We start from the raw sequence: 20,509 nt of genomic DNA, 5'->3' as shown, positions 1-20,509 counted from the left end.
AAAGTTGCATTTTCAACTTGAATGTAGGGTTGATTTTAAAATTTATTTTCTACCTTTGTCACACTATGCGGCAGTAAATAATATAATTAGAAATACGAATTCAAGTTCTTGTGGTACATTCTACCATCAAGGATGTATTTTTTATGTGATGCATTTCTACAAAGCATCCGCTATATTATTTACAAAATCAAATGAAAACTATAAATATAGGTATTCTTGCACATATTGATGCAGGAAAAACCTCCATTACTGAGAACTTGCTATTTGCTAGTGGAGCAACTGAGGTACGTGGAAGTGTGGACAAAGGTAATACCACAACCGATTCGATGGATATTGAAAAACGAAGAGGTATCACCGTTAGAGCTTCTACAACGTCTATTCAATGGAACGATACAAAGATTAATATTATCGACACTCCTGGACACATGGACTTTCTAGCAGAAGTGGAACGCACTTTTAGAATGCTAGATGGTGCTATTCTTGTGGTGTCTGCTAAAGAGGGTATTCAAGCTCAAACGAGATTGTTGTTCAATGTCTTGCAACAACTAGAAATTCCAGCCATTCTATTTATCAACAAAATAGATAGAGAGGGAGTAAATCTAAATCAGCTTTATTTCGAAATACAAAATAGCCTTTCAAAAGATATTCTTCTTATGCAATCCGTTGATGGCAAGATTTTAACTTCTAGCTGTACAATACACAACATATCAGAAAAGGACAGAGAAACAATTTTGGAGAAAGATGATTCTTTGCTTGAAAAATACTTAAGCGATACGCAACTCTCAAATTCAGACTATTGGAGTTCAATGATTCATCTTGTTCAATTCGCTAAACTACATCCTATCTACCATGGCTCAGCAATGTATGGCATTGGTATCGAAGATTTGCTAAACTCAATCACTACTTTTATTGAAACATCTCTACCTCAAGAGAACGATTTATCTGCCTATGTCTATAAAATTGAGCATAATAAGAAGGAACAGAAACGAGCCTATCTAAAGATTATAGGGGGAAGCCTTAGAACAAGAAAATCATACAACCTCAATGGCTCAGATGAGAATCTGAAAATAAGAAGTTTAAAGACCTTTTACGCTGGAAACGAAATAGATGTAGATGAAGTTTCTACAAACGATATTGCAATTTTAGACCATGCCGAAAGTCTGATGGTAGGTGATTATTTAGGAACAATGCCAAGTTTATTTGATAAATTGAATATTCCTAGTCCTGCTCTCAAATCATCTATACATCCTGCCAAAGTAGAGGATAGGAGTAAATTAATTTCTGCTATGAATGTATTATCGGTAGAAGATCCATCTTTAACGTTTGGTATCAATGCTGATAATAATGAGCTAGAAGTTTCTCTTTATGGAGCAACTCAACGGGAAGTTATTTTGACTTTGTTGGAGGAGCGATTTTCGGTAGATGCTTACTTTGAAGAGGTGAAAACGATTTATAAGGAACGTCTGAAAACGAAATCGGAATACACCATTCATATCGAAGTGCCACCTAATCCTTATTGGGCATCTATTGGCTTGATTATAGAACCTTTGCCAATCGGTGCGGGACTTACGATAGAGAGCGATATTTCATTGGGCTACTTGAATCAATCTTTTCAGAATGCAGTATTCGATGGAGTCAAGAAAGCCTGTGAATCGGGTTTGTATGGCTGGAAAGTAACCGACCTTAAAGTCACTTTTTCTCACGGAATCTATTATAGTCCAGTGAGCACACCTGCCGACTTTAGAAGTTTAGCTCCCTATGTTTTTCGATTGGCTTTACAACAAGCTGATGTTGAGTTGTTGGAGCCAATCTTAGATTTTAAATTGCAAATTCCAATAGCTGTGAATGCTAGGGCTATTACAGACATCAACAAGATGCAAGGCGAAATATCTACTATTACTTCAGATGGTGATTGGACTACTATTTTGGGTGAAATTCCTTTAGATACTAGTAAAGAATACTCAGCAGAAGTCAGCTCCTACACTCAAGGCTTGGGCATTTTTGTTACTCGATTTTCGGGCTATCAAATCACCAATAAAAAGGTAAGCAGAAGTGTAGAACTGAATGAAAAAGATAAATTGATGTATATGTTTGAGAAGGAATTAGGATAAGAGAATGATAAGCAAAATAATCAAAGAATGCATTCTCGCACTATTTTTGTATCTTGTTCCTACAAATTAACTATACAATTATGTCTGAAAGAAAAATCCCTATATATCTAGAATGTGGTTATAGCATTGCTATACAGGTGCTTGGCGGAAAGTGGAAAATTTGCATCATAGAAGCACTTCGAGATAAGCCACTACGCCCAAGTCTGATATTCAAGGAGGTGCCTGATGCAACAGAACGTGTAATAAATCAACAACTTAAAGAATTGTTGGAGTATAAGATTATAGATAGAAAAATTTATGCAGAACAACCACCTCGTACTGAGTATTTTCTGACTGATTTAGGTCGTTCCGCATTTCCTTTGTCGCTGTGGCGACAGGAAATCCGCCCGCAGCCCGCCCAAGCCCATAGCCTCGGTCGTTAGGTGTCATAGTAAAAAAAGGAAAAAGACGGATTTGTTGCTGAAAAATCTTTGAGGAACTGTCCGCTTCTTCTCGACTTTTTGACTTATCGGTTAGACTGAATTTGCTGGCTTTCGGGAGTTTGCACGGCGGACAATTCCTCGCAGATTTTAAAGGAAAGAAAATTAGACTTATTACTTTTCAGACTACGACATATAACGAACGAAATTTTGGAAATGGAGATTTCCGATTTGAATATAAGGAAACCAAGTTCATTTTTTGCAGACTCTGCTCTTTAGCGGACTGAAAGTGGTTAACGAACAAACTTGACGAAAAAACAAAAAGAAAAACAAACTCACGGACAACCCGAAAATAAAAAACCCGTTTCGGGCTGTCGTGAAAGTGCTTAAACGGAAAAATTTTCGATTCTATTTCTGCTTTCCGACTGACATTCAGTTCATTTAATTTGAGTTTCTCGACTTTAAAACTGTCGGAAAACATGAATTCTAAGACAAAAAAATCAGTTTTTATTCGTTAATTTGTGCGTAGTTTAGCGGTTAGACTTTAAGAAAAAAGAAAATATAAAATTTACAACGAATTTGAGCGTTTTCGGTTGGAAAATGCGGTTTAACAAGCGACTGAATTGTGGTTTTCGAAGTGAAAGCTCACTAAACGGCCGAAATTTAAACGACTGAAAAACAACAAACTACGACCACCTAACACACGCCTATGTTCACAGGCTGGCTGACGTGCACTTAGCAGGTTTTGCGCCCGCATTCGCCTTGTCGCTGTGCGACAGCGAATACGCCCGCAACCCGCCCGTGCCCATAGCCTCGGTCGTTATGTGTAATTTTAGCCGCAAACGCAGTTAAAACAAAAAGGCTCCGAATTTCGGAACCTTCTTTTTATCATTTCATTTTTCTAAAAAACTTGTACAACAAATCGATTTTATTTGAACAAAGAATTGGCATTGCTTCAAAAAGGGTTTCTTCATCCCATTCCCACCATTTCATTTCCTGCAATTTTTGGATGTCATCATCACTAAATCTCTTTTTTATCAATTTGGCTGGATTTCCCCCTACAATTGAATAAGGTTCAACATCTTTTGTAACCAAAGCACGACTGCCAATAACAGCTCCATCTCCTATCTGAACTCCTGGCATTATCATAGCTTCACTACCAATCCAAACATCATTCCCAACAACTGTATCTCCTGCTTTTTGAAATCCATCTTGGCTTTTACTGAAAACATCAAATTCAGACATATAAAAAAATGGAAAACTGGAAATCCAATCATATTTATGACCTTGATTACCTGCCATTATGAAACTTGCACCGCTCCCTATTGAACAATAAGAACCGATAATTAGTTTATCGACATCATTCCTGTCCGGAAACAGATAACGAGCACAATCGTCAAATGAATGACCGTGATAATAACCAGAATAATAAGAATATTTACCCGAAATTATATTGGGATTAGTTATGTGGTCTTTGATTATTTTTCCTTTAAAAGGACTTTCGAAGAAATTTTTCATTATTTAACATATTTAATTTACAATAAGAGACAATAAGGAAACGAAGAATAATACTAAACTATTCTCTTCCTATACGTTGCGTAAAGTAAATATGCTAATCTGATAATTTCATCTGACAAAGATACAAAAAAACTACACATAACATCGCATTGGCAAAATGGCGGGTTAAGTACAAAATTCAACTTTTGTGCTTTTTATTCCGCCGAATGTGTTCCACATTCAGCTTTTTTTTAATAATTTAGCTTCTGTGGAAACACATCGGCTACGTCACTGCTAAATTGAACTTTCGGTTCAATTTATCCGCCACTTCGCCAATGCGTTTCCCGTTACCTGCAAGCCGACAACGAAAACCCGAAAAATAAGATGGTTGAAACATTGACAAAAATTTTACAAGAAAAATATCTTATCAAAACGGACACAATTTCTAAACAGCAAGGTGGCTGGGCTTCTTTGGCTTACAAAATAGAGGACAAAAACGGACGTTTTTATTTTTTAAAAGTGTATGAGAAAAGTCGAAAATCAACATCTTATCTAACGGAGCATATTGACATTTACCTTCCAATTGTGGATTGGCTTGATAACCAAACTTTGCTTAAAGGAAAAATAATCAGATTGATTAAAACGAAAACTGAAAACTTCAAATGTGAAGATGATAATTATGTGTATATTTTGTTTGATTACATTCACGGAGAAACAGTTGGACAACAGAATCTGACCGAAGAACAAATCTTTCAATTAGCAGAAACCATCAGCCATCTACATCGTTTAGAAAATTTTCCTTTTGACGTTTCGCAAATCTCTGAAACATTTTACCTTTCGCTTATTGCTAAATTAAACGATTGGATAGGCAATAACTTTGACCAACTAAAAGAGGACATCAAATCAACATTAAAACCAAACCTTTCACGCATCAAAAATCAAATCGAAAATTGGTATAACTTGTCCGCTGTTTTAAAAGAAAAAACTTTAAAATACTGTTTGTGCCATACAGACATTCATCATTGGAACATCATTACAGACAAACAAAAATTATATCTTTTGGATTGGGAAGGGATAAAGTTCGCACCACCCGAAGCGGATATTTTTAGTGTTTATCAGCAACCTTACTTTGATTTGTTCATCAAAAAATATATTGAATTGAATCCTGAATATAGAATCAATGAAACTGTTTTGCAATACTATCTGACAAGCAGAAAATTACAGGATATTTTTGAATTTATCGAACAACTACAATTAGACGAACTCAATCCAGAAGACTATAAAAGTAGTTTGAACTATTTAAAAAAAGAAGTGGATAATATAAAGCATAAGCCTGAAAATACAGCCAGCAGGTAACAAGGGTTTTGCGTCAGGCGGGGCGAACGTTCCCGTTCGACACTTTTTCTTAAATTTGGGCTTTGTCGCTCGCTCGGAATTTTCTGCTGAAAATCCCGCCCGAACGCAAAGCCCCAAAACGTTGGCGGTAATTTTACCAAACAGAATGTTGAACATAAAAAAGTATAATCCGATGAAGCTATAAGTAACTGTCCAAAATAAACAACGTAAAACTTTTTCATTGCTTTCAAAAAGTAGTGAAAATTTCTATTATCAACATTTAAAAATTAGAAAAATGACACAGTTACAAATGATTGACAAAACAAAATATATAGCTCAACAAGACGAAAATGTTTCCGCCGTTTTTATGTATGGTTCATTTACCAAAAACGAAGGAGACAAATATTCTGACATCGAATTTTACATCTTCTTGAAAAATAAAGAAAATTTCTCGACAGAAAAATGGGTAAATCAAATTCATCCTTTGGCTTTATATTTTACAAACGAATATGGAAGTGAAGTTGCTATTTTCGAGAATATGGTCAGAGGAGAATTCCATTTTTTAAAAACGGAGGAAATTGAAATTATCAAATCTTGGGACGGAATTGTTGAATTTAGCGATTTTGACCAAATGAACCTAACCGACAAAGATGGACTTTTAACGAAAACGCTTAATCAAATCAAAACGAAATCGCCCGAAAGAATAACAAATGAAAATATTTTGTGGTTAAGCCAATCATTACTGAATGTTGTACTGACAACAAGCAACTTGATTAAACGAGAAGAATTTGCTCACGCTCATCACAGTTTATCAAATGTGCAGAAATACTTGCTTTGGCTTATAAGAGCAAGAACAAGCAAAACGCAACATTGGGAAAGTCCGACTAAAAGTCTCGAAAAGGACATTGACACGATTTGGTATTCAGAGTATAAAAAAGTAACATCAGATTTAAATCCCAAAAACATCGTTTTGGCTTTTGAGAACTCATTAAATTTATCGGAAAAACTATTTGATGAACTAAATATTGAACCCAAACTGAAAGAAATCCTACACAAAATAAGATAAAAAAACTACCGCCAACATCGGTTTTGCAAAAGAGCGGGTTAAGTGGTTAATTCAAGGTTTGTGCATTTAATCCGCAAAACCATTTTTTATTTGCTTTTAAAATGTAAATTAGCAAATAGAAAAAATGGTTTTGCTTAAGTTAGTTCAAAATTGAAAGTTTAGTCTTTCTAATCCGCTCCTTCGCAAAGCCGCAAAACGTTGTACGCAACCTTACTAAAACTAAATTATTAAATGAGTTCACTCGGTACAAATCTTATTCAAGTCATAAAAGATAAAGAATTTCAAGCTGTTACCAAAGACTTAACTGAAGTGGTAATTGATTCAAATATTGCTGAAGGATTACTAAAAGATGTCCCACTACTTTCAACAATTATAGGAACTTTTAATACAGTAACCAATATCAAGGATAAGCTATTTCTTAAAAAAATTCTTACATTTTTATATGAACTAAAATCAATTTCTGAAAATAAAATAGAAGAACAAATTAATAAAATAGAAGAAGATTTAAAGTATAGAACAAAAGTTGGCGAAAAATTATTATTTATTATTGACAAGTGTGAAGACACAGACAAAGCATCACTTACTGGTTTACTTTTTAAATCATTTTTAGAGAAAAAAATTGATTATGACCAATTCATTACAGGAACAAATATTATTGAAAAAACTCCGTTGCCTGATTTAATGTTTTTCATAGAAAATGATGTTGAAGAATTGGAATTAGACAATGGTGGTTCTGAATTTGTATCATATGGCTTAATGGAAATCAGAGTAACAAAACCCAATATTAAAGTTGGTGATGAAAAATATTATGGAGATAAATATATTCCATCAGATAATGAAATATTAGCAGATCGTTTAGAAATTACAGATTTTGAAATTGTAGCTAGTATAAGTTGGATTGGACAAATCCTTAGAGAAAATTTATGTAAAGAATAAAAGACAGCGTACAACTTCGGTTCAGTAAAAGCTATAACACGTTTTATGTTAAACAATATATAGGAACTTTTATAAAACATCATAAAATAAAAAAGCCACGATCTGTTTAGGTCGTGGCTTTTATGTTTATATATATCTTATATACTTTACATAATCTCTGTTATGTTCTTTTTGAGTAACGAGCCGCGGCTTGGCGAAGTGCGGGCTTGAATTGAGCGAAAGTTCAATTCAGTCCGAGACTAAGCCAAAGCTGTGAGCCTTTTGGTAAATTTAATAAAAAAACAAAAGCAAACAGCTTTTGGCGGATAAAATAGGAGAGAAGTCCAATTTAGCACTTAACCCCGCATTTTGCCAAGCCGATGTTAGCTGACGTTTTTATTTTTTCTTAATTCCAAATAACTTTCTTTCAAGGTCAATTACTATTATGTCGCTTATAAAAAATTCATTTCCGATAGAACCAAACAAGTCTAAATCTTTGAAAAACTTTTGATGCTTTTCACTATTTGTGTAGTAAAATTTCTTGCTTTCTATTTCTAAAGGATAGTTGTTTACTTTTATTCTTTTAATGATTTTATTTCCAATTAAAGTTGTCGCTTCGCCCCAACTATTTGCTGTAATTGTATCTTGATTTTTAGTTTCATTCGTTGTTATTTCTTTATAAAGCAGACTATCAATTGTAGTTGCCGGAACAAGTCCTGCTCCCGTGTCAAATAGAAATGCATAATCTTGTCCGTCAATATTTAGGTTAATCTTTATTTTTCCGTTAAATATTTCGATTGGTGTAAAAACGTAGTCTGTTGAGCTAATTGATTTGCTGTTTTCTGCAATTTGTAGAGTTTGTTTTGGATAATCTATTATCAAAACTTTATTTTCAATTTCATTCACACCAATTGTTCCAATTTTTTTCAATTTTTCAAACGGTTCATTAGAACCAAAATCTTTATACACGAATAAACTGTCAACTGATGATTTTAAATTGTCTAAAAATAGATTTGTATAAAATATTTCATAATCACTTCTTTTAAAATAATTATTTTTTAATTTAGGATATTGTGCAATTATTGTATTAAGCGGATTTTCATATGCAATATTTACATTCATACCTAAATCAAATTGCATTTCAAACTCTTTATCAATAGTCGGAATTTTTACTGGAACATACATTGCTCCATATTTGTAATTTTTCCCTTCAAAATCAAAACTTTCCCAACGAAAAGAAATTTTGTCATTGTTTAGAGTATTTATTAATTGTCGGTTTGTACAAGAAAATAGAAGCGAAAAAATTGCAAATAGTAGTAAGTTTTTGATTTTCATCTCAGTTTGTTTAAAATGTCAGCTAACATAGTACTTTACGAAGTAAAGTATAAAAAAGCTTCGTAAAACATTCCCTATATCCGTATTTCGTATAATTACTTTGTTAAAAATAGTAAATTCTTTGATACTCTATAATATTAAAATAACTCGTAGTGCATTATCAAACGAGATTTATTTTTAGGTTGTTTATATTTCTATCAAAAATAAATCTATTCAAAAACTGAATAGTTGTAAGGGTTGTAATTTTAGCCAAAATTCTTGTTTTAAAACCTTCAAAAGTTTTGGCGTAATTGCGCCTGATCATAAATTGGTCACAAAGTTGAGAAAATAATGTTTCTATTCTCTTGCGATATTTTTTGAACTGATAGAACTGTGGTTTGTAGTCTTTTTGATTTTTCCTTTTAGGGGTTTCCAACTCTATATTTACCTCATTGAATAAGTCTAATTGAATGCTTTGGGACAAATAACCTTTATCACCAAGCAACACACAATCAGACATTTGATGTTTTATATCCTGTAGAAAATGGATGTCGTGAACAGATGCAGGAGAAATGTCAAAACTCTGAAAAACCCCAGAAATAGAACAAACTGCATGTAATTTATAGCCATAAAAATGGAGATTCTGCGAAGCACAAAATCCTTTATTGGGATAAGCGTAATCTACATCTTTACAAATCCTGCTTCTGGAGGAACGAGATAGTTTACATATTTCCAAAGGCATGCTGTCTACTACGAAGTAGTTTTCAAATTCATTAAATTTATCCACCATTTTCTTTCTTATTTCTTCAATAAAAGGAAATAGTTTTCGCTTTCTCCTATTGTAAACACTTCTATCAATTTTTGGTTCAATTTCAAAACCCTTTATATCTCTAAAAAGTTGATGTTCGGAATCAATGGACTTAAATTCAGCCAAAACAATCAAACTAATCAACTCTATATCAGACAGTTTTGGTTTTATTGGTTTAAAATAAAAATTTTCAGTTTCGGAAATGTCTCTTAAATTATTTAAAATTAAATTGTAACTTGCCTCAAGGTTGCTCATAATTGTATTTGATTGGTAGTCAATACAATATACTAATTTTTAGTTACTTGAGCAACTTTTTTTATAATGCACTACGGGTTAAATTATCAAATTTTTTAAGCTGCTTTAAATATTTTCATCATCTAAATTCTGCTTCATTTTTATGGTTTTAAAATTAAGCTTAAAATTTTACTTATTAAAATAATCCCAAACTGTTTTTGAAATATCTGAAATCATCTTACAGTTTACTGCTTCCGGTTCGGTAGAATTATTCACAAAAACGACAATAGAGTAGTGCTTACCGTTGGGCAAAGTAACAATTCCGCTGTCATTTTCAGCAATTGTTAAGCCTTCATATTTTCCAGAAGAGCCAGTTTTGTGTGCAACAGTTTTCGGAGGAAGTTGTTCTTTAAGCTTATTTTTGCCGGTTTCCGTGTTCAGCATGATATTATATAAATAATGTGTAGATTTTTCTGAAATAATTTTTCCCTGAAAAAACTGTTTATAAAGCAATGCTAAAGATTGGGTGGTTGTATAATTTTCGTAAACATATTTTGAGGCTTTGTGCATCTGCTCTTCATTATTCTTAATTTGAAAATTTTTAATTCCTTTAGAATTTATAAATTTTTGTATTGTTTCTGTGCCTCCAATCAATTTCAGAAGAATGTCGCAACCATTATTATCACTCCATGCAACGGTGTAACGGATGATTTCGTCAAGACTCATTTCAATATTTCCATCGGGATATTGATCACGAATAGGCGACCAGGTATCTTTAAGAAGATCTTCCTTTTTTATGAAAATTTTCTGCTCCAAAGAAAGTTTTCCCTTATCTACCCAATCCAAAACTGTTGCAGCAATATGAAATTTAAAAACACTGAGCATTGGAAGCTTTTTTTTACCATTTTTATGATATTGAAAATTATTTTCAAATCCTAAAACAGAAATTCCGACCGTTGCTTTTTTATCTTTAATAATAGAATTTATTTTTTTGTCTAAAACCGATTGTTGGGCAAATATAAAGCCCGAAAACAGGATTAAAAGTAATTTGATGCTTTTCATTTTTCGATTGTTGATAATTGTTTACAAAAAATCCGGGTATTTTTTGTTTTTTAAAATTCTTTCAGTTCTTCAAACTGGTCGAAATGTGATTTTGTTTCTATGTGAAATTTCGTGCAAAATAGTAAAAAATATTCGTAGTGCATTATCAAACGAGATTTATTTTTAGGTTGTTTATATTTCTGTCAAAAATAAATCTATTCAAAAACTGAATAGTTGTAAGGGTTGTAATTTTAGCCAAAATTCTTGTTTTAAAACCTTCAAAAGTTTTGGCGTAGTTTCTTCTAATCATAAATTGGTCACAAAGTTGAGAAAATAATGTTTCTATTCTCTTGCGATATTTTTTGAACTGATAGAACTGTGGTTTGTAGTCTTTTTGATTTTTCCTTTTAGGGGTTTCCAACTCTATATTTACCTCATTGAATAAGTCTAATTGAATGCTTTGGGACAAATAACCTTTATCACCAAGCAACACACAATCAGACATTTGATGTTTTATATCCTGTAGAAAATGGATGTCGTGAACAGATGCAGGAGAAATGTCAAAACTCTGAAAAACCCCAGAAATAGAACAAACTGCATGTAATTTATAGCCATAAAAATGGAGATTCTGCGAAGCGCAAAATCCTTTGTTGGGATAAGCGTAATCTACATCTTTACAAATCTTGCTTCTGGAACAACGAGATAGTTTACATATTTCCAAAGGCATGCTATCTACTACGAAGTAGTTTTCAAATTCATTAAATTTATCCACCATTTTCTTTCTTATTTCTTCAATAAAAGGAAATAGTTTTCGCTTTCTCCTATTGTAAACACTTCTATCAATTTTTGGTTCAATTTCAAAACCCTTTATATCTCTAAAAAGTTGATGTTCGGAATCAATGGACTTAAATTCAGCCAGAATAATCAAACTAATCAACTCTATATCAGACAGTTTTGGTTTTATTGGTTTAAAATAAAAATTTTCAGTTTCGGAAATGTCTCTTAAATTATTTAAAATTAAATTGTAACTTGCCTCAAGGTTGCTCATAATTGTATTTGATTGGTAGTCAATACAATATACTAATTTTTAGTCACTTGAGCAACCTTTTTTATAATGCACTACGGGTTAAAATATAGTTTGCATGAATAACGAATATATTTTCCAATAATTTTAAATATTCAGTCATGGATAGCGAAGTCTTATAATTAACCAATTTCACCCACTTAACATAAACTTTATTATAGCCTCTATTTTTTGTTGCATTTAGCTGATTTTGAAGCAGTGCCGAATCGGATAAACGAAAAACAAAAAAGAGACGCCTTACAGCCCACTGTTTGCGTTGAAGTTTGATTATTCAAACAGGTCAAAAAGAAGTTAATCCGTTGTTTTATCAATTTCATTGCTTAATTTTTCAAAGTCTTTCGGATTCTTTTTAATCCATTTATTAAATTTCTCTAAAAAGATTGCATTTTCTTGGGTATTATACTGCCCGTTTTGGATAAGTTCTTTTTTGTATTCTTCTCGTATATCTGATTTATTTTTAAATCCGATTGAATAAGTGAAATAAAAGAAAACAACAGCTAAAAGAATTAATCCTAAACCGATGTATGTGAAATTTATACCTTTTTTTACTGTTTTCAACTCTTCTGCTTGACGTTCTGATGTCTTGATATATTCTTGTATATTTTTAAATAAATCATCCTTAAAACGGCTTAAAAAAGCTTGTTCGTTTTCAATGGTACTTTTCAAATTAGAATTAAAGCTATTATTAGCTGTAATAAAGGGGTCTAAATTGATTTTTAACTCTCTGTTATAGTTTTCTTCCAAACGTTCTAAAAAACGCCTTTGAATTTGCTCTGTCGTTGTTTTATTAACGGCTAAATCTTTGCGAAGTTCTTCAAGTGTAAACTCTAAAACTTTCGCCAACTGTTCTGTTCCTATTTGTTTTCTTGTTGCCATAATTATAAACTTAGTCCTCTACTTCTTGATTTTGTTATTTTTAACTCTTGTACTTCTTCCAAAATCTTTTCAGTAGGAAGATTTTGCCTTATGTTTTCAAGTGGTTTGCTTAATTTACTATCAATTGTTACCCTATTTTCAATTAAGTCTTTTAAACCTACGTTTTTATGGATTTCAGAGGCTTTAAAATTTAACTCACTTTCTCTGTGTTTAAGCCTATAGCCTTGCATTTCTCCATTTTTATTGACGGTTGGTTGAACTTCTATGCCTTTAGAATACATATAATCCTTGTATTCGTTAAAATTGTTGGATTTCTCTTTTGCAAATTCGTGAGCTTGGTGTATTTCTTTTTTTAAGGGTTTTAGTTCAATTTGCTTTAATTGTGCCATTTCTTTTGCGGTAATTAAGCCTTTTTCTTGGGCTATTTTCTCGGCACTTTCTTGACACTTTTTAGAGATAAATTGGTCGCTATGAGCATTGCCATCTAAATCTATTCGATTACAAATAATGTGTATATGAGGGTGTTTTGTACTTCGATGGGCAGTCATTAAGTACTGATTATTTTCTAATCCTAAATTTTTAAGATGGGCCTGTCCAAAGTCTTTTAATTCTTCATTGCTCCAATGTTTTTTTTCTTCACTTGGGCTTAAAACAATGCTGTAGGTGTTGTTACTGCAATTATGGTTGAATTGTTGGATTTCTCTAAATTCTGCGATTATTTCATTGCCATTATTTCCCGAAATTAAATTGCGGTCAAGTTCTACTGCTTGACCTTTTTCTTTATCGTTCATAATGTAGTCAATTGCTTGTGCACTTCCTTTTGTTGCTGAACCTTTACTTACCATTGACAATAGTTTTTAGGTGTTGATTGATTAACTTAATTGTTTGTTCAATTTCTTCATTCAAACCTTTTTCTTTCCCTTTGATTAGGTTTGATATTCGTGCAAAATTGGTCTGATATTGTTTTAAGGTTTTATAACTGTCCAATTCCTCCGAAGTCATTGGGGGTTTGATTTGACGATTAAGGGCAGAACTTAAAACAAATTCAGATAGGGTTAATCCGCTATCTTCTGCTTTTATTTTTAATATTTTTTTTTCAAATGATGTTAAACGCAGTTGTATTTTTTCGGTTTTCTTTTCAAAGTATTCTTTCATAAATTTCTAATATTGAGCGATAGCGAATCCTTTTTGACCAAAGGGAGAAAACAAGAGGTGCGTAGGCAGTGAAAAATGGAGCGAAAGCGGAATTTTGTACTGACAAGCACACCTCTTGACCTCTCAATTCTTAGTAAGTTAGTATTTAGCCTCGTTTTCGCCAAATTTTGAGCCGACTTTAACATTTGTAACTTACTTATTTACAATACACAACATCAATAAAACAAAAATCCAACAGAATTAATTTTATTATTTCATTTACAATATTGTTAATTTGTTTTTTAACGAATTTTTGAAGCTATTTTTTACAGATTTTTTCGATAAAAAATCAAGTGAAGAAAAAGTCTAATATGAAAAATTTGAAATAATGCGTTTTAAACAACTTTAACTATTCAAAACATGTATAATACTATAAAAATGAAAAGTAAGCTCAGAATTGAAATAATCACCATTTTGAGCTATTATTTAAATAGACTAAACCTTTAAAGAATAAAAATCGCCGCCCCCTGGTGCGACCTGCGGTCTGCTGAATCCTTTTTTTGTTTTGTTTTTTCCACTCTAACGAATTCAGCGAGTTTAAAATAAGGAGGCAAGTTTCGATTTTTCATAGAAAAATTAACCCTTAAAAGACTAAAAAAACACTATGTTTTTGTATTAATTAAACATAGCTTATCTAACATTACTTATCGGCTTATGACAAAAAACGAATAATATTTTGATTATCATAGTTTTTACAAGGATTTAAAAAACACGAACTATTACTTTTTGAATACTCTACTATTACTTTTCGAATACTTTTTAATCGCCTTATTATTACTTTTTGAATACTTACTATTACTTGTGATTTGTAAGTAATATTTGATTATATTTGTATTCATCAGGTAATAATAACTACTATGAATATTAAAAATAAAGAGGTGTTACAATCTTATATCTTAACTACAGCAAAATACGATTATTCTGTTTATGAAAAGAGAATTTTATACCGAATCATAGAGTTAAATCAAAACTTAATTGAAAGTAAAAAACTAAATCAAAACTATTCCATTGAAAAAGATATTTATGATGATGTTAAATACACATTACCAATATCTTCATTCCTAAACGGAGAAGAAGATAAAAATCATACAAGAGTAAAAAATGCTTTAAAAAGTCTACAGAGAAAAGTAATTTCCTATGAAGATGAGAATGAGTACAAAAGTGATGGAATTATTTTTAAAGTAAGAATTAATAAATATTCTCAATCTGTTTCGTTTTTTATTACAGATTGGATATATCAAACTCTTATGGACTTTTCTAAAGGATATAGAAAATATGAGTTAGCAACTGCTATGAAATTTGAAAGTGTTTATTCTATGAGATTTTATGAACTTTTTTCAAATCAAAAAACACCTATTAATTACTCTATAGAAACCCTTAAAGAAATATTTGGACTAGAAAATAAATATAAACTAACTACTAATTTTATTAATAAGGTTATCATACCTGCAAAAAAAGAACTTGATAAATGTTCACCATATACATTTCACTACGACTTAATTAAAACAGGTCGAAAAATAACAAGTATTCGATTTATCCCAGTTCATCAACCACAATTTGAAGATGAAAGCATTAAAAAACAAAAGGTTTTAAAACAAATGTCTAATCGTTGGTTTATCCCTAAAAACATAGAGGATTATCTAAAATATAATTACGAGTTTACAGACAAAGAATTAAGTAATAATCTTAATTTATTTGAGACTTTATATAACAACTTATCAGAAGAAGAGTTGTTGGATTTTTTAGTAGATCTAAAAGAACAATCTATACTTTATGAAATAAAGAATTTAAAGGCTTATTTAATAGGTTCATTAAAAAATAAAATAGATCAAATTTTAGATAAAAAATATTCAAATAAATAAATAGCGACAATATAACGACAACTTAACGACACTAAAAATTACATTTTATCCCTTGTATAATAAACGTTTATATTAAACAAGGGATTTTACAAACACAAAATAGCGACAACATAACGACAGCTTAAATAACTTGAAAACATGAATCAAAAATACACGTCAGACGACCTATCAAAGCCTTAAATATAAGTAAACGCACAGCTCAAAGATATATCGATAAGATTTTTGATAAATCAAATAAAGAAGTCTCGTTTGAAGAAGATGTATTCAACATCTTAATCCAACGACACAATAACGACAACTTAACGACAGATAACGACAACGGAATTACAGAGTACTTTACAGAAGATGAATATATAGAATTTCAAAAAAGACTAACTGAATACCCTTTATTAAAAAAGCAATTAGAAGATTCTAAAGAGAATTTGACCACACTTTTAAATGAATTAGAATATCATAAATCTGCATATACGAAGCAATTAATATTACACGAAAAACTAATAGAATCTATTTCAGAGAAAGCCATTAATGAACGAATAATGTTAGATACTATTAAACAACGCAATTTTATTGAAGCAAAAGAAAAAGGATTAGATCAATAATGAAGCGTAAATTAATTGACTTGGATTTAGAAACTGAGCGTAGGTTATCTATCCTTGCTAGTTCCAATGGAATGAGTTTGAAGAAATATATAGAGTATATACTTTTCAATCATGGAAATGAACATTCTATTACAATTGAAAAAGAGGTTAAAAAGAAAAAAGATGCTGTGAAAAACCAGTTATCTATTATAGATGAATTGAAAAAGCATTAAATTTGTATTTAAATAGATGTGTTATGAATACAAAAGAATCAAAAAGAGCAACTTCTTTAAGATTAAATAGAGATCTTTATTTAAAAATAGAGAAGCGTGCAAAAAAAGAAAATAGAAGTATTAGCAATTTATTAGAAACTATATTTTCACAAGCCTTGAATCATAATGAGCCTAATGAAGATACTATAGAAGCTATGAACGAGCTTAAAAAAGGTAATGGAATAAAATTTAATAGCGTTGACGAGTTGTTTAAAAGCATATAAATAATGTTTAAAATAGTCCGCTTCTAATTAAATTCATAAAAGACTTGAAATTACTAAAAAACGTAGTAATTCTGACTTTGAAATTTTACAAAGTTTTTTAAATAATCTTGCCGAACAAGGGAATAAAGGAATTAGCAAGAAAACATAAACCTCATAATTAAAAGGAGAATATAAAGGATATTGGGAATGCCATGTAAAACCTGACTTACTTTTTAATCTGGAATGAAGATTCAGAAATAATGCTTCTAGAATTAGTTAGAACAGGTACTCACTCTGATCTTTTCAAATAAAGCTTTGATTTTTATAAATCAAGGCTTTATTTGTCTGTATAGGGATAACTCCATTTCAACGCAAACAGAGGGCTACAAAGCACTTCTTTTTTGATTTTCGTTTATCTGATTCGGCACTATTTGTAAATCAATGATTTGCACCAAAAAATAAAGGCTATAATAAGAATTATGTTAAGTAATGAAATAGATTAATAAAGTATCAATTGTAGAGTTTCGTGATCCATGATTGAGAATTTAAAATTTTAAATAAAACCTCGCTATTCATACAAATGTTATTTAGATAATATAGACTATCAAAGAATTATTACTTTTAACAAAGTAATTACACGAAATACGGATATAGGGAATATTTCACGAAACTTTTCTATTATTTACTTCGTAAATTACTATGTTGGTGGCAAGGCTAAAAGACACAGCAAATGGACATCAGTAAAGACGTAAAAAATCAACTTGACAAATATTTTGGAAATTATACTACCACACAAATTTCAGGTGGTTCAACAAATGCTGAATTGTTCAGGGTTACGACAGATGAATCAAAGAGTTTTATTCTCAAAAAACAAATTTATAGTAACCATAATGTAAACCTCAAATACGATTATCAAAATTATTTATGGCTTGACGGAAAAATTCCAGTTCCTAAGATTATTTTTTATGAACAATTAAGCGACTTTGAATTGTTATGTATGACGGAACTGCAAGGAAAAACTCTTGAATATTATTTTGATAAAATAGAAACTGAAGAAATTATTAAGCAATATGCAATATCATTGAAAAAACTTCATTCTTTGAAAATTGACAATACTGCGTTGGTTCAACACCTTGACTTGAAAATTTCAAAAGCAAGATTTAATTTAGATAGTGGGTTAATTGATTTTACAGACTTACAACCCGAAAATCAAACTTACAGCCCGAAGAACTATTTGTGAAATTATTAAGCATAAAGCCATCAGACTATGAATTAGTGTTTACACACGGAGATTACTGTTTTGACAACTTAATTTTTGACAATCATAACTTAAGTGGTTTTATAGACATTGGCAATGGAGGTATAACAGATAAATATCAAGATATTGCACTTGCTGTTAGAAACATACGAGATAATTTTAGACCAGAAATGGTTGACATATTTTACAAGGTATATGGACTTGATAAGCCAAACAAAAATAAAATAGAGTTTTATATATTATTAGACGAGTTCTTTTGAAAGAAGCCCAGCCACCAACATCGTATTGGCAATAGTGGGGCTGATAGTTATAAATTCAACATTTGTGCTTCTATCGGGCATTAGTGCAAATGTTGGGCTGACGTTTTCAAATGCCCCACCATCGCCAATACGTAACCGTTATGCGTCAGTGTAAAAAAAGAAAAGACAGAGATTTATTCACTGAAAAGTCTTTGACGAACTGTCCGTTTTTTCGACATAGACAGACAGTTCGGGTTTGACAGACTTTTTACTTCTGTCAGCTTTTTAGGGCGGACAATTCCTCGCAGACTATAAAGGAAGTATTTTTGACTTTTCACTTCATTACATTGACAAATAACGAGCAAAAGCGGGACATTGTGGTTGAGAATTAGTAGGAACTTAATTTATCTCTTTTTTACGAGTGAAAACAATTATAAATGGTAAAACTATTTTTACAAGACTCAAGATTAGAACACTAAGTATTGCGAACATGAAAATTAGAAAAAATATGCTTAAGTTTTTGAGCTCAATAAAAATCAAACATAGTCAAGAAGAAAATATTGTATATAAATTATTTGTAGGGTTTCTTACATATGCTGTCATTTATTACTTTTTTCTTAAACCACTGACAATTGGACAAAGTTTTAAATACAATTTATTTGTAGAGTGGATACCTTTTATTATAGGAATTGTTATTATAACATTACTCAGACTTAACTTTTTAAAAAGACTTCACAAAGGTTTTAAGTCAATTATAGACAGAGTGTTTTACATATGTTTTATTGATTATTATGGCTTCAATGATTTCTTATTCAAGTTTTGGAATTACAGCTGAAGCAATATTCACATTGTTGGCTATAATGTTGCAAAAAACAGTAATCAGATTGTTATGACTCTGCCAATCGAAAGTGTTTATAGTTATAGAGGAAGATATAAAGTATTTTTCTATTTTAACAACAACTATGAGTACTTTAGAATTGGAAATAAACTTTTCAGAAAAATAAAAGAAATTGACATGAAAATTCAAGTTGTAAATGCAACTTTGCAGACAAAATAGGAAAGTTTGTTTTTTTCAGAGCCAGGAGGAATAACTCCCCCTTGCCCTGATGGAAAAAATGAACTATATTGTCTACCGACCAAAGTTGACATTTATGAGTCATTTAACCAGAGAACAAAGATATACTATTTGCACAATGTTGCAAAGTGGGTATCCACAATGTGAGATTGCCCGTAATAAATAAAGATAAATCAGTTGTCAGTCGTGAAATCCGCCGTAATGCAGATGCCCGATCTGGCGAATACAAAGATGATTTAGCGCATCGTAAATACCTGAAGCGTCAGGCATACAAAGCTAAAGCGAGAACCTTCACACCTGAGGTTGAGGCTTATGTACGAGATAAATTGCGTCTCAAATACAGTCCGGAACAAATTGCAGGTGTTGCCAAAACAAATGGAGATAACTGTGTATCACACGAACGTATTTATCAGTTTATTTGGCAAGATAAGCGTAAAAAAGGGACGCTATATCTTGACCTGAGAAACCGTGGACGTCGCTACAAAAAGCGAAGTGTGATTTACGACAAGCGGGGAACAATCCCCAATCGTACAGATATATCTCTAAGACCGCCTGAAGTTGAACTACGGGAACGCTTTGGTGATTTGGAAATTGACCTTATCATAGCAAGGATCACAAAGGTGCCATCTTAACCATCAACGACAGGGCAACCGGAATAGCCAGACTCCGAAAATTAGATGGCAAGGATGCGGAACAACTCGCACTGGTTACTATTGATTGCCTGGAGGATTGGAAACCATTCCTGAAAACAATCACATCTGACAATGGAAAAGAGTTTTCGTGTCATCAGATGGTAGCCGGAGACTTGAAAATCGACTTTTTCTTTGCCAAGCCATATGCAAGCTGGCAAAGAGGTTCCAACGAAAACTATAATCGCTTGGTAAGGCAATATATACCGAAAAAAGTTGATTTCAATTATGTTACACATGAATATGTGAATTATGTGGAACAACAGATAAACAACAGGCCACGAAAAAGATTTGGATATTTATCCCCAAATCAGATATTTGATGGAATTTGGAATCTACTCGAAAAAAGCGGGTGATAACTTTTGGAGCCGTCCCATCGAGCTCGAAAAAAGTTATCCTCGATTTTTTCATCAAACATATCATTTAGTTAATAATCAAT

The 20,509-nt window shown here is 31.5% G+C and carries 19 protein-coding genes and 1 pseudogene; 12 read left to right on the top strand and 8 right to left on the bottom strand.

Translation table 11 applies throughout. The features are described 5' to 3' along the window. Nucleotides 1-191 precede the first annotated feature (191 nt). Nucleotides 192-2,111 (top strand): tetracycline resistance ribosomal protection protein Tet(36), encoded by a 1,920-nt coding sequence (gene tet(36), locus NZD85_RS14675; protein WP_150433341.1) that lies wholly within the window; start codon nucleotides 192-194, stop codon nucleotides 2,109-2,111. An 80-nt stretch (nucleotides 2,112-2,191) separates the two neighbouring features. Next, a complete protein-coding gene (locus NZD85_RS14670; RefSeq protein WP_260544656.1) occupies nucleotides 2,192-2,533 on the top strand; it encodes a winged helix-turn-helix transcriptional regulator in 342 nt (113 codons plus the stop codon). 885 nt (nucleotides 2,534-3,418) lie between these two features. On the opposite strand, the gene catB is transcribed toward NZD85_RS14670, so the two are convergent. Further along, complete coding sequence (gene catB / locus NZD85_RS14665; RefSeq protein WP_014043450.1) at nucleotides 3,419-4,048, bottom strand: type B chloramphenicol O-acetyltransferase; 630 nt, start codon at nucleotides 4,046-4,048, stop codon at nucleotides 3,419-3,421. Nucleotides 4,049-4,423: 375 nt separating this feature from the next. On the opposite strand from catB, the gene NZD85_RS14660 reads away from it, so the two are divergent. The 3 genes from NZD85_RS14660 (at nucleotide 4,424) to NZD85_RS14650 (ending at nucleotide 7,364) form a co-directional block, all read left to right on the top strand. Next, nucleotides 4,424-5,383, top strand: coding sequence for an aminoglycoside phosphotransferase family protein (locus tag NZD85_RS14660; RefSeq protein ID WP_260544654.1), 960 nt, complete (start codon nucleotides 4,424-4,426; stop codon nucleotides 5,381-5,383). Between the two features lie 274 nt (nucleotides 5,384-5,657). Beyond that, nucleotides 5,658-6,428: a lincosamide nucleotidyltransferase Lnu(H) gene (gene lnu(H) / locus NZD85_RS14655; RefSeq protein ID WP_064964663.1), complete on the top strand. Its 771-nt coding sequence runs from the start codon at nucleotides 5,658-5,660 to the stop codon at nucleotides 6,426-6,428. 231 nt (nucleotides 6,429-6,659) lie between these two features. Beyond that, entirely contained in the window at nucleotides 6,660-7,364 is a 705-nt protein-coding gene (locus NZD85_RS14650; RefSeq protein WP_125112982.1) for a hypothetical protein, read from the top strand. Nucleotides 7,365-7,739: 375 nt separating this feature from the next. Here NZD85_RS14650 and NZD85_RS14645 read toward each other — a convergent pair whose 3' ends face one another. The 7 genes from NZD85_RS14645 to NZD85_RS14615 form a co-directional block, all read right to left on the bottom strand. Further along, entirely contained in the window at nucleotides 7,740-8,678 is a 939-nt protein-coding gene (locus tag NZD85_RS14645; protein ID WP_260544652.1) for a hypothetical protein, read from the bottom strand. A 160-nt stretch (nucleotides 8,679-8,838) separates the two neighbouring features. Next, nucleotides 8,839-9,720, bottom strand: coding sequence for an IS982 family transposase (locus tag NZD85_RS14640; protein ID WP_231348775.1), 882 nt, complete (start codon nucleotides 9,718-9,720; stop codon nucleotides 8,839-8,841). A 168-nt stretch (nucleotides 9,721-9,888) separates the two neighbouring features. Next, nucleotides 9,889-10,761 carry an extended-spectrum beta-lactamase RAA-1 gene (locus tag NZD85_RS14635; RefSeq protein ID WP_061710074.1) on the bottom strand — a complete coding sequence of 291 codons (873 nt, stop codon included), beginning with the start codon at nucleotides 10,759-10,761 and terminating at the stop codon, nucleotides 9,889-9,891. Nucleotides 10,762-10,906: 145 nt separating this feature from the next. Continuing rightward, complete coding sequence (locus NZD85_RS14630; RefSeq protein WP_231348776.1) at nucleotides 10,907-11,788, bottom strand: IS982 family transposase; 882 nt, start codon at nucleotides 11,786-11,788, stop codon at nucleotides 10,907-10,909. A 327-nt stretch (nucleotides 11,789-12,115) separates the two neighbouring features. Continuing rightward, the gene (locus tag NZD85_RS14625; RefSeq protein ID WP_260544665.1) at nucleotides 12,116-12,700 is read right to left on the bottom strand and encodes a hypothetical protein; all 585 of its coding nucleotides are present in this window, start codon (nucleotides 12,698-12,700) and stop codon (nucleotides 12,116-12,118) included. Between the two features lie 2 nt (nucleotides 12,701-12,702). Further along, nucleotides 12,703-13,545: a relaxase/mobilization nuclease domain-containing protein gene (locus NZD85_RS14620; RefSeq protein WP_180906890.1), complete on the bottom strand. Its 843-nt coding sequence runs from the start codon at nucleotides 13,543-13,545 to the stop codon at nucleotides 12,703-12,705. Then, nucleotides 13,535-13,855, bottom strand: a complete 321-nt coding sequence (locus tag NZD85_RS14615) for a plasmid mobilization protein (RefSeq protein ID WP_180906889.1) — start codon at nucleotides 13,853-13,855, stop codon at nucleotides 13,535-13,537. The genes NZD85_RS14620 and NZD85_RS14615 overlap by 11 nt, the downstream gene beginning before the upstream one ends. 896 nt (nucleotides 13,856-14,751) lie before the next feature. Here NZD85_RS14615 and NZD85_RS14610 point away from each other — a divergent pair. The 7 genes and pseudogenes from NZD85_RS14610 to NZD85_RS14580 all read left to right on the top strand — a co-directional run bounded on the left by NZD85_RS14610 (nucleotide 14,752) and on the right by NZD85_RS14580 (nucleotide 20,426). Continuing rightward, nucleotides 14,752-15,756: a replication initiation protein gene (locus tag NZD85_RS14610; protein WP_180906888.1), complete on the top strand. Its 1,005-nt coding sequence runs from the start codon at nucleotides 14,752-14,754 to the stop codon at nucleotides 15,754-15,756. A 422-nt stretch (nucleotides 15,757-16,178) separates the two neighbouring features. After that, on the top strand, nucleotides 16,179-16,355 hold the full coding sequence (locus NZD85_RS14605) for a hypothetical protein (RefSeq protein ID WP_260544662.1): 177 nt from the start codon (nucleotides 16,179-16,181) through the stop codon (nucleotides 16,353-16,355). Next, the gene (locus tag NZD85_RS14600) at nucleotides 16,355-16,567 is read left to right on the top strand and encodes a hypothetical protein (protein ID WP_180906886.1); all 213 of its coding nucleotides are present in this window, start codon (nucleotides 16,355-16,357) and stop codon (nucleotides 16,565-16,567) included. Before NZD85_RS14605 ends, NZD85_RS14600 begins: the two co-directional genes overlap by 1 nt. 23 nt (nucleotides 16,568-16,590) lie before the next feature. After that, a complete protein-coding gene (locus tag NZD85_RS14595; protein ID WP_260544660.1) occupies nucleotides 16,591-16,830 on the top strand; it encodes a hypothetical protein in 240 nt (79 codons plus the stop codon). A gap of 709 nt (nucleotides 16,831-17,539) precedes the next feature. Beyond that, nucleotides 17,540-18,049, top strand: a complete 510-nt coding sequence (locus NZD85_RS14590; RefSeq protein ID WP_260544658.1) for a phosphotransferase — start codon at nucleotides 17,540-17,542, stop codon at nucleotides 18,047-18,049. Further along, on the top strand, nucleotides 18,046-18,327 hold the full coding sequence (locus NZD85_RS14585) for a phosphotransferase (RefSeq protein WP_260544657.1): 282 nt from the start codon (nucleotides 18,046-18,048) through the stop codon (nucleotides 18,325-18,327). The genes NZD85_RS14590 and NZD85_RS14585 overlap by 4 nt, the downstream gene beginning before the upstream one ends. A 1,130-nt stretch (nucleotides 18,328-19,457) precedes the next feature. Next, nucleotides 19,458-20,426, top strand: a pseudogene (locus NZD85_RS14580) (IS30 family transposase). Nucleotides 20,427-20,509 lie beyond the last annotated feature (83 nt).

The sequence above is a fragment of the Empedobacter stercoris genome (genome assembly GCF_025244765.1).
Taxonomy (GTDB): domain Bacteria; phylum Bacteroidota; class Bacteroidia; order Flavobacteriales; family Weeksellaceae; genus Empedobacter; species Empedobacter stercoris.
The sequence above is the reverse complement of the archived record's forward strand: the minus strand, read 5'-3'. Positions and strand labels throughout refer to the sequence as shown.

What these genes read in the sequence shown, in the direction of transcription:
- NZD85_RS14635 (WP_061710074.1), bottom strand. Translation starts at nt 10,761, where the DNA reads ATGAAAAGCATCAAATTACTTTTAATCCTGTTTTCGGGCTTTATATTT.
- NZD85_RS14610 (WP_180906888.1), top strand. Translation starts at nt 14,752, where the DNA reads ATGAATATTAAAAATAAAGAGGTGTTACAATCTTATATCTTAACTACA.
- NZD85_RS14645 (WP_260544652.1), bottom strand. Translation starts at nt 8,678, where the DNA reads ATGAAAATCAAAAACTTACTACTATTTGCAATTTTTTCGCTTCTATTT.
- NZD85_RS14625 (WP_260544665.1), bottom strand. Translation starts at nt 12,700, where the DNA reads ATGGCAACAAGAAAACAAATAGGAACAGAACAGTTGGCGAAAGTTTTA.
- NZD85_RS14650 (WP_125112982.1), top strand. Translation starts at nt 6,660, where the DNA reads ATGAGTTCACTCGGTACAAATCTTATTCAAGTCATAAAAGATAAAGAA.
- NZD85_RS14595 (WP_260544660.1), top strand. Translation starts at nt 16,591, where the DNA reads ATGAATACAAAAGAATCAAAAAGAGCAACTTCTTTAAGATTAAATAGA.
- NZD85_RS14590 (WP_260544658.1), top strand. Translation starts at nt 17,540, where the DNA reads ATGGACATCAGTAAAGACGTAAAAAATCAACTTGACAAATATTTTGGA.
- NZD85_RS14600 (WP_180906886.1), top strand. Translation starts at nt 16,355, where the DNA reads ATGAAGCGTAAATTAATTGACTTGGATTTAGAAACTGAGCGTAGGTTA.
- NZD85_RS14615 (WP_180906889.1), bottom strand. Translation starts at nt 13,855, where the DNA reads ATGAAAGAATACTTTGAAAAGAAAACCGAAAAAATACAACTGCGTTTA.
- NZD85_RS14630 (WP_231348776.1), bottom strand. Translation starts at nt 11,788, where the DNA reads ATGAGCAACCTTGAGGCAAGTTACAATTTAATTTTAAATAATTTAAGA.
- NZD85_RS14640 (WP_231348775.1), bottom strand. Translation starts at nt 9,720, where the DNA reads ATGAGCAACCTTGAGGCAAGTTACAATTTAATTTTAAATAATTTAAGA.
- catB (WP_014043450.1), bottom strand. Translation starts at nt 4,048, where the DNA reads ATGAAAAATTTCTTCGAAAGTCCTTTTAAAGGAAAAATAATCAAAGAC.
- NZD85_RS14670 (WP_260544656.1), top strand. Translation starts at nt 2,192, where the DNA reads ATGTCTGAAAGAAAAATCCCTATATATCTAGAATGTGGTTATAGCATT.
- NZD85_RS14620 (WP_180906890.1), bottom strand. Translation starts at nt 13,545, where the DNA reads ATGGTAAGTAAAGGTTCAGCAACAAAAGGAAGTGCACAAGCAATTGAC.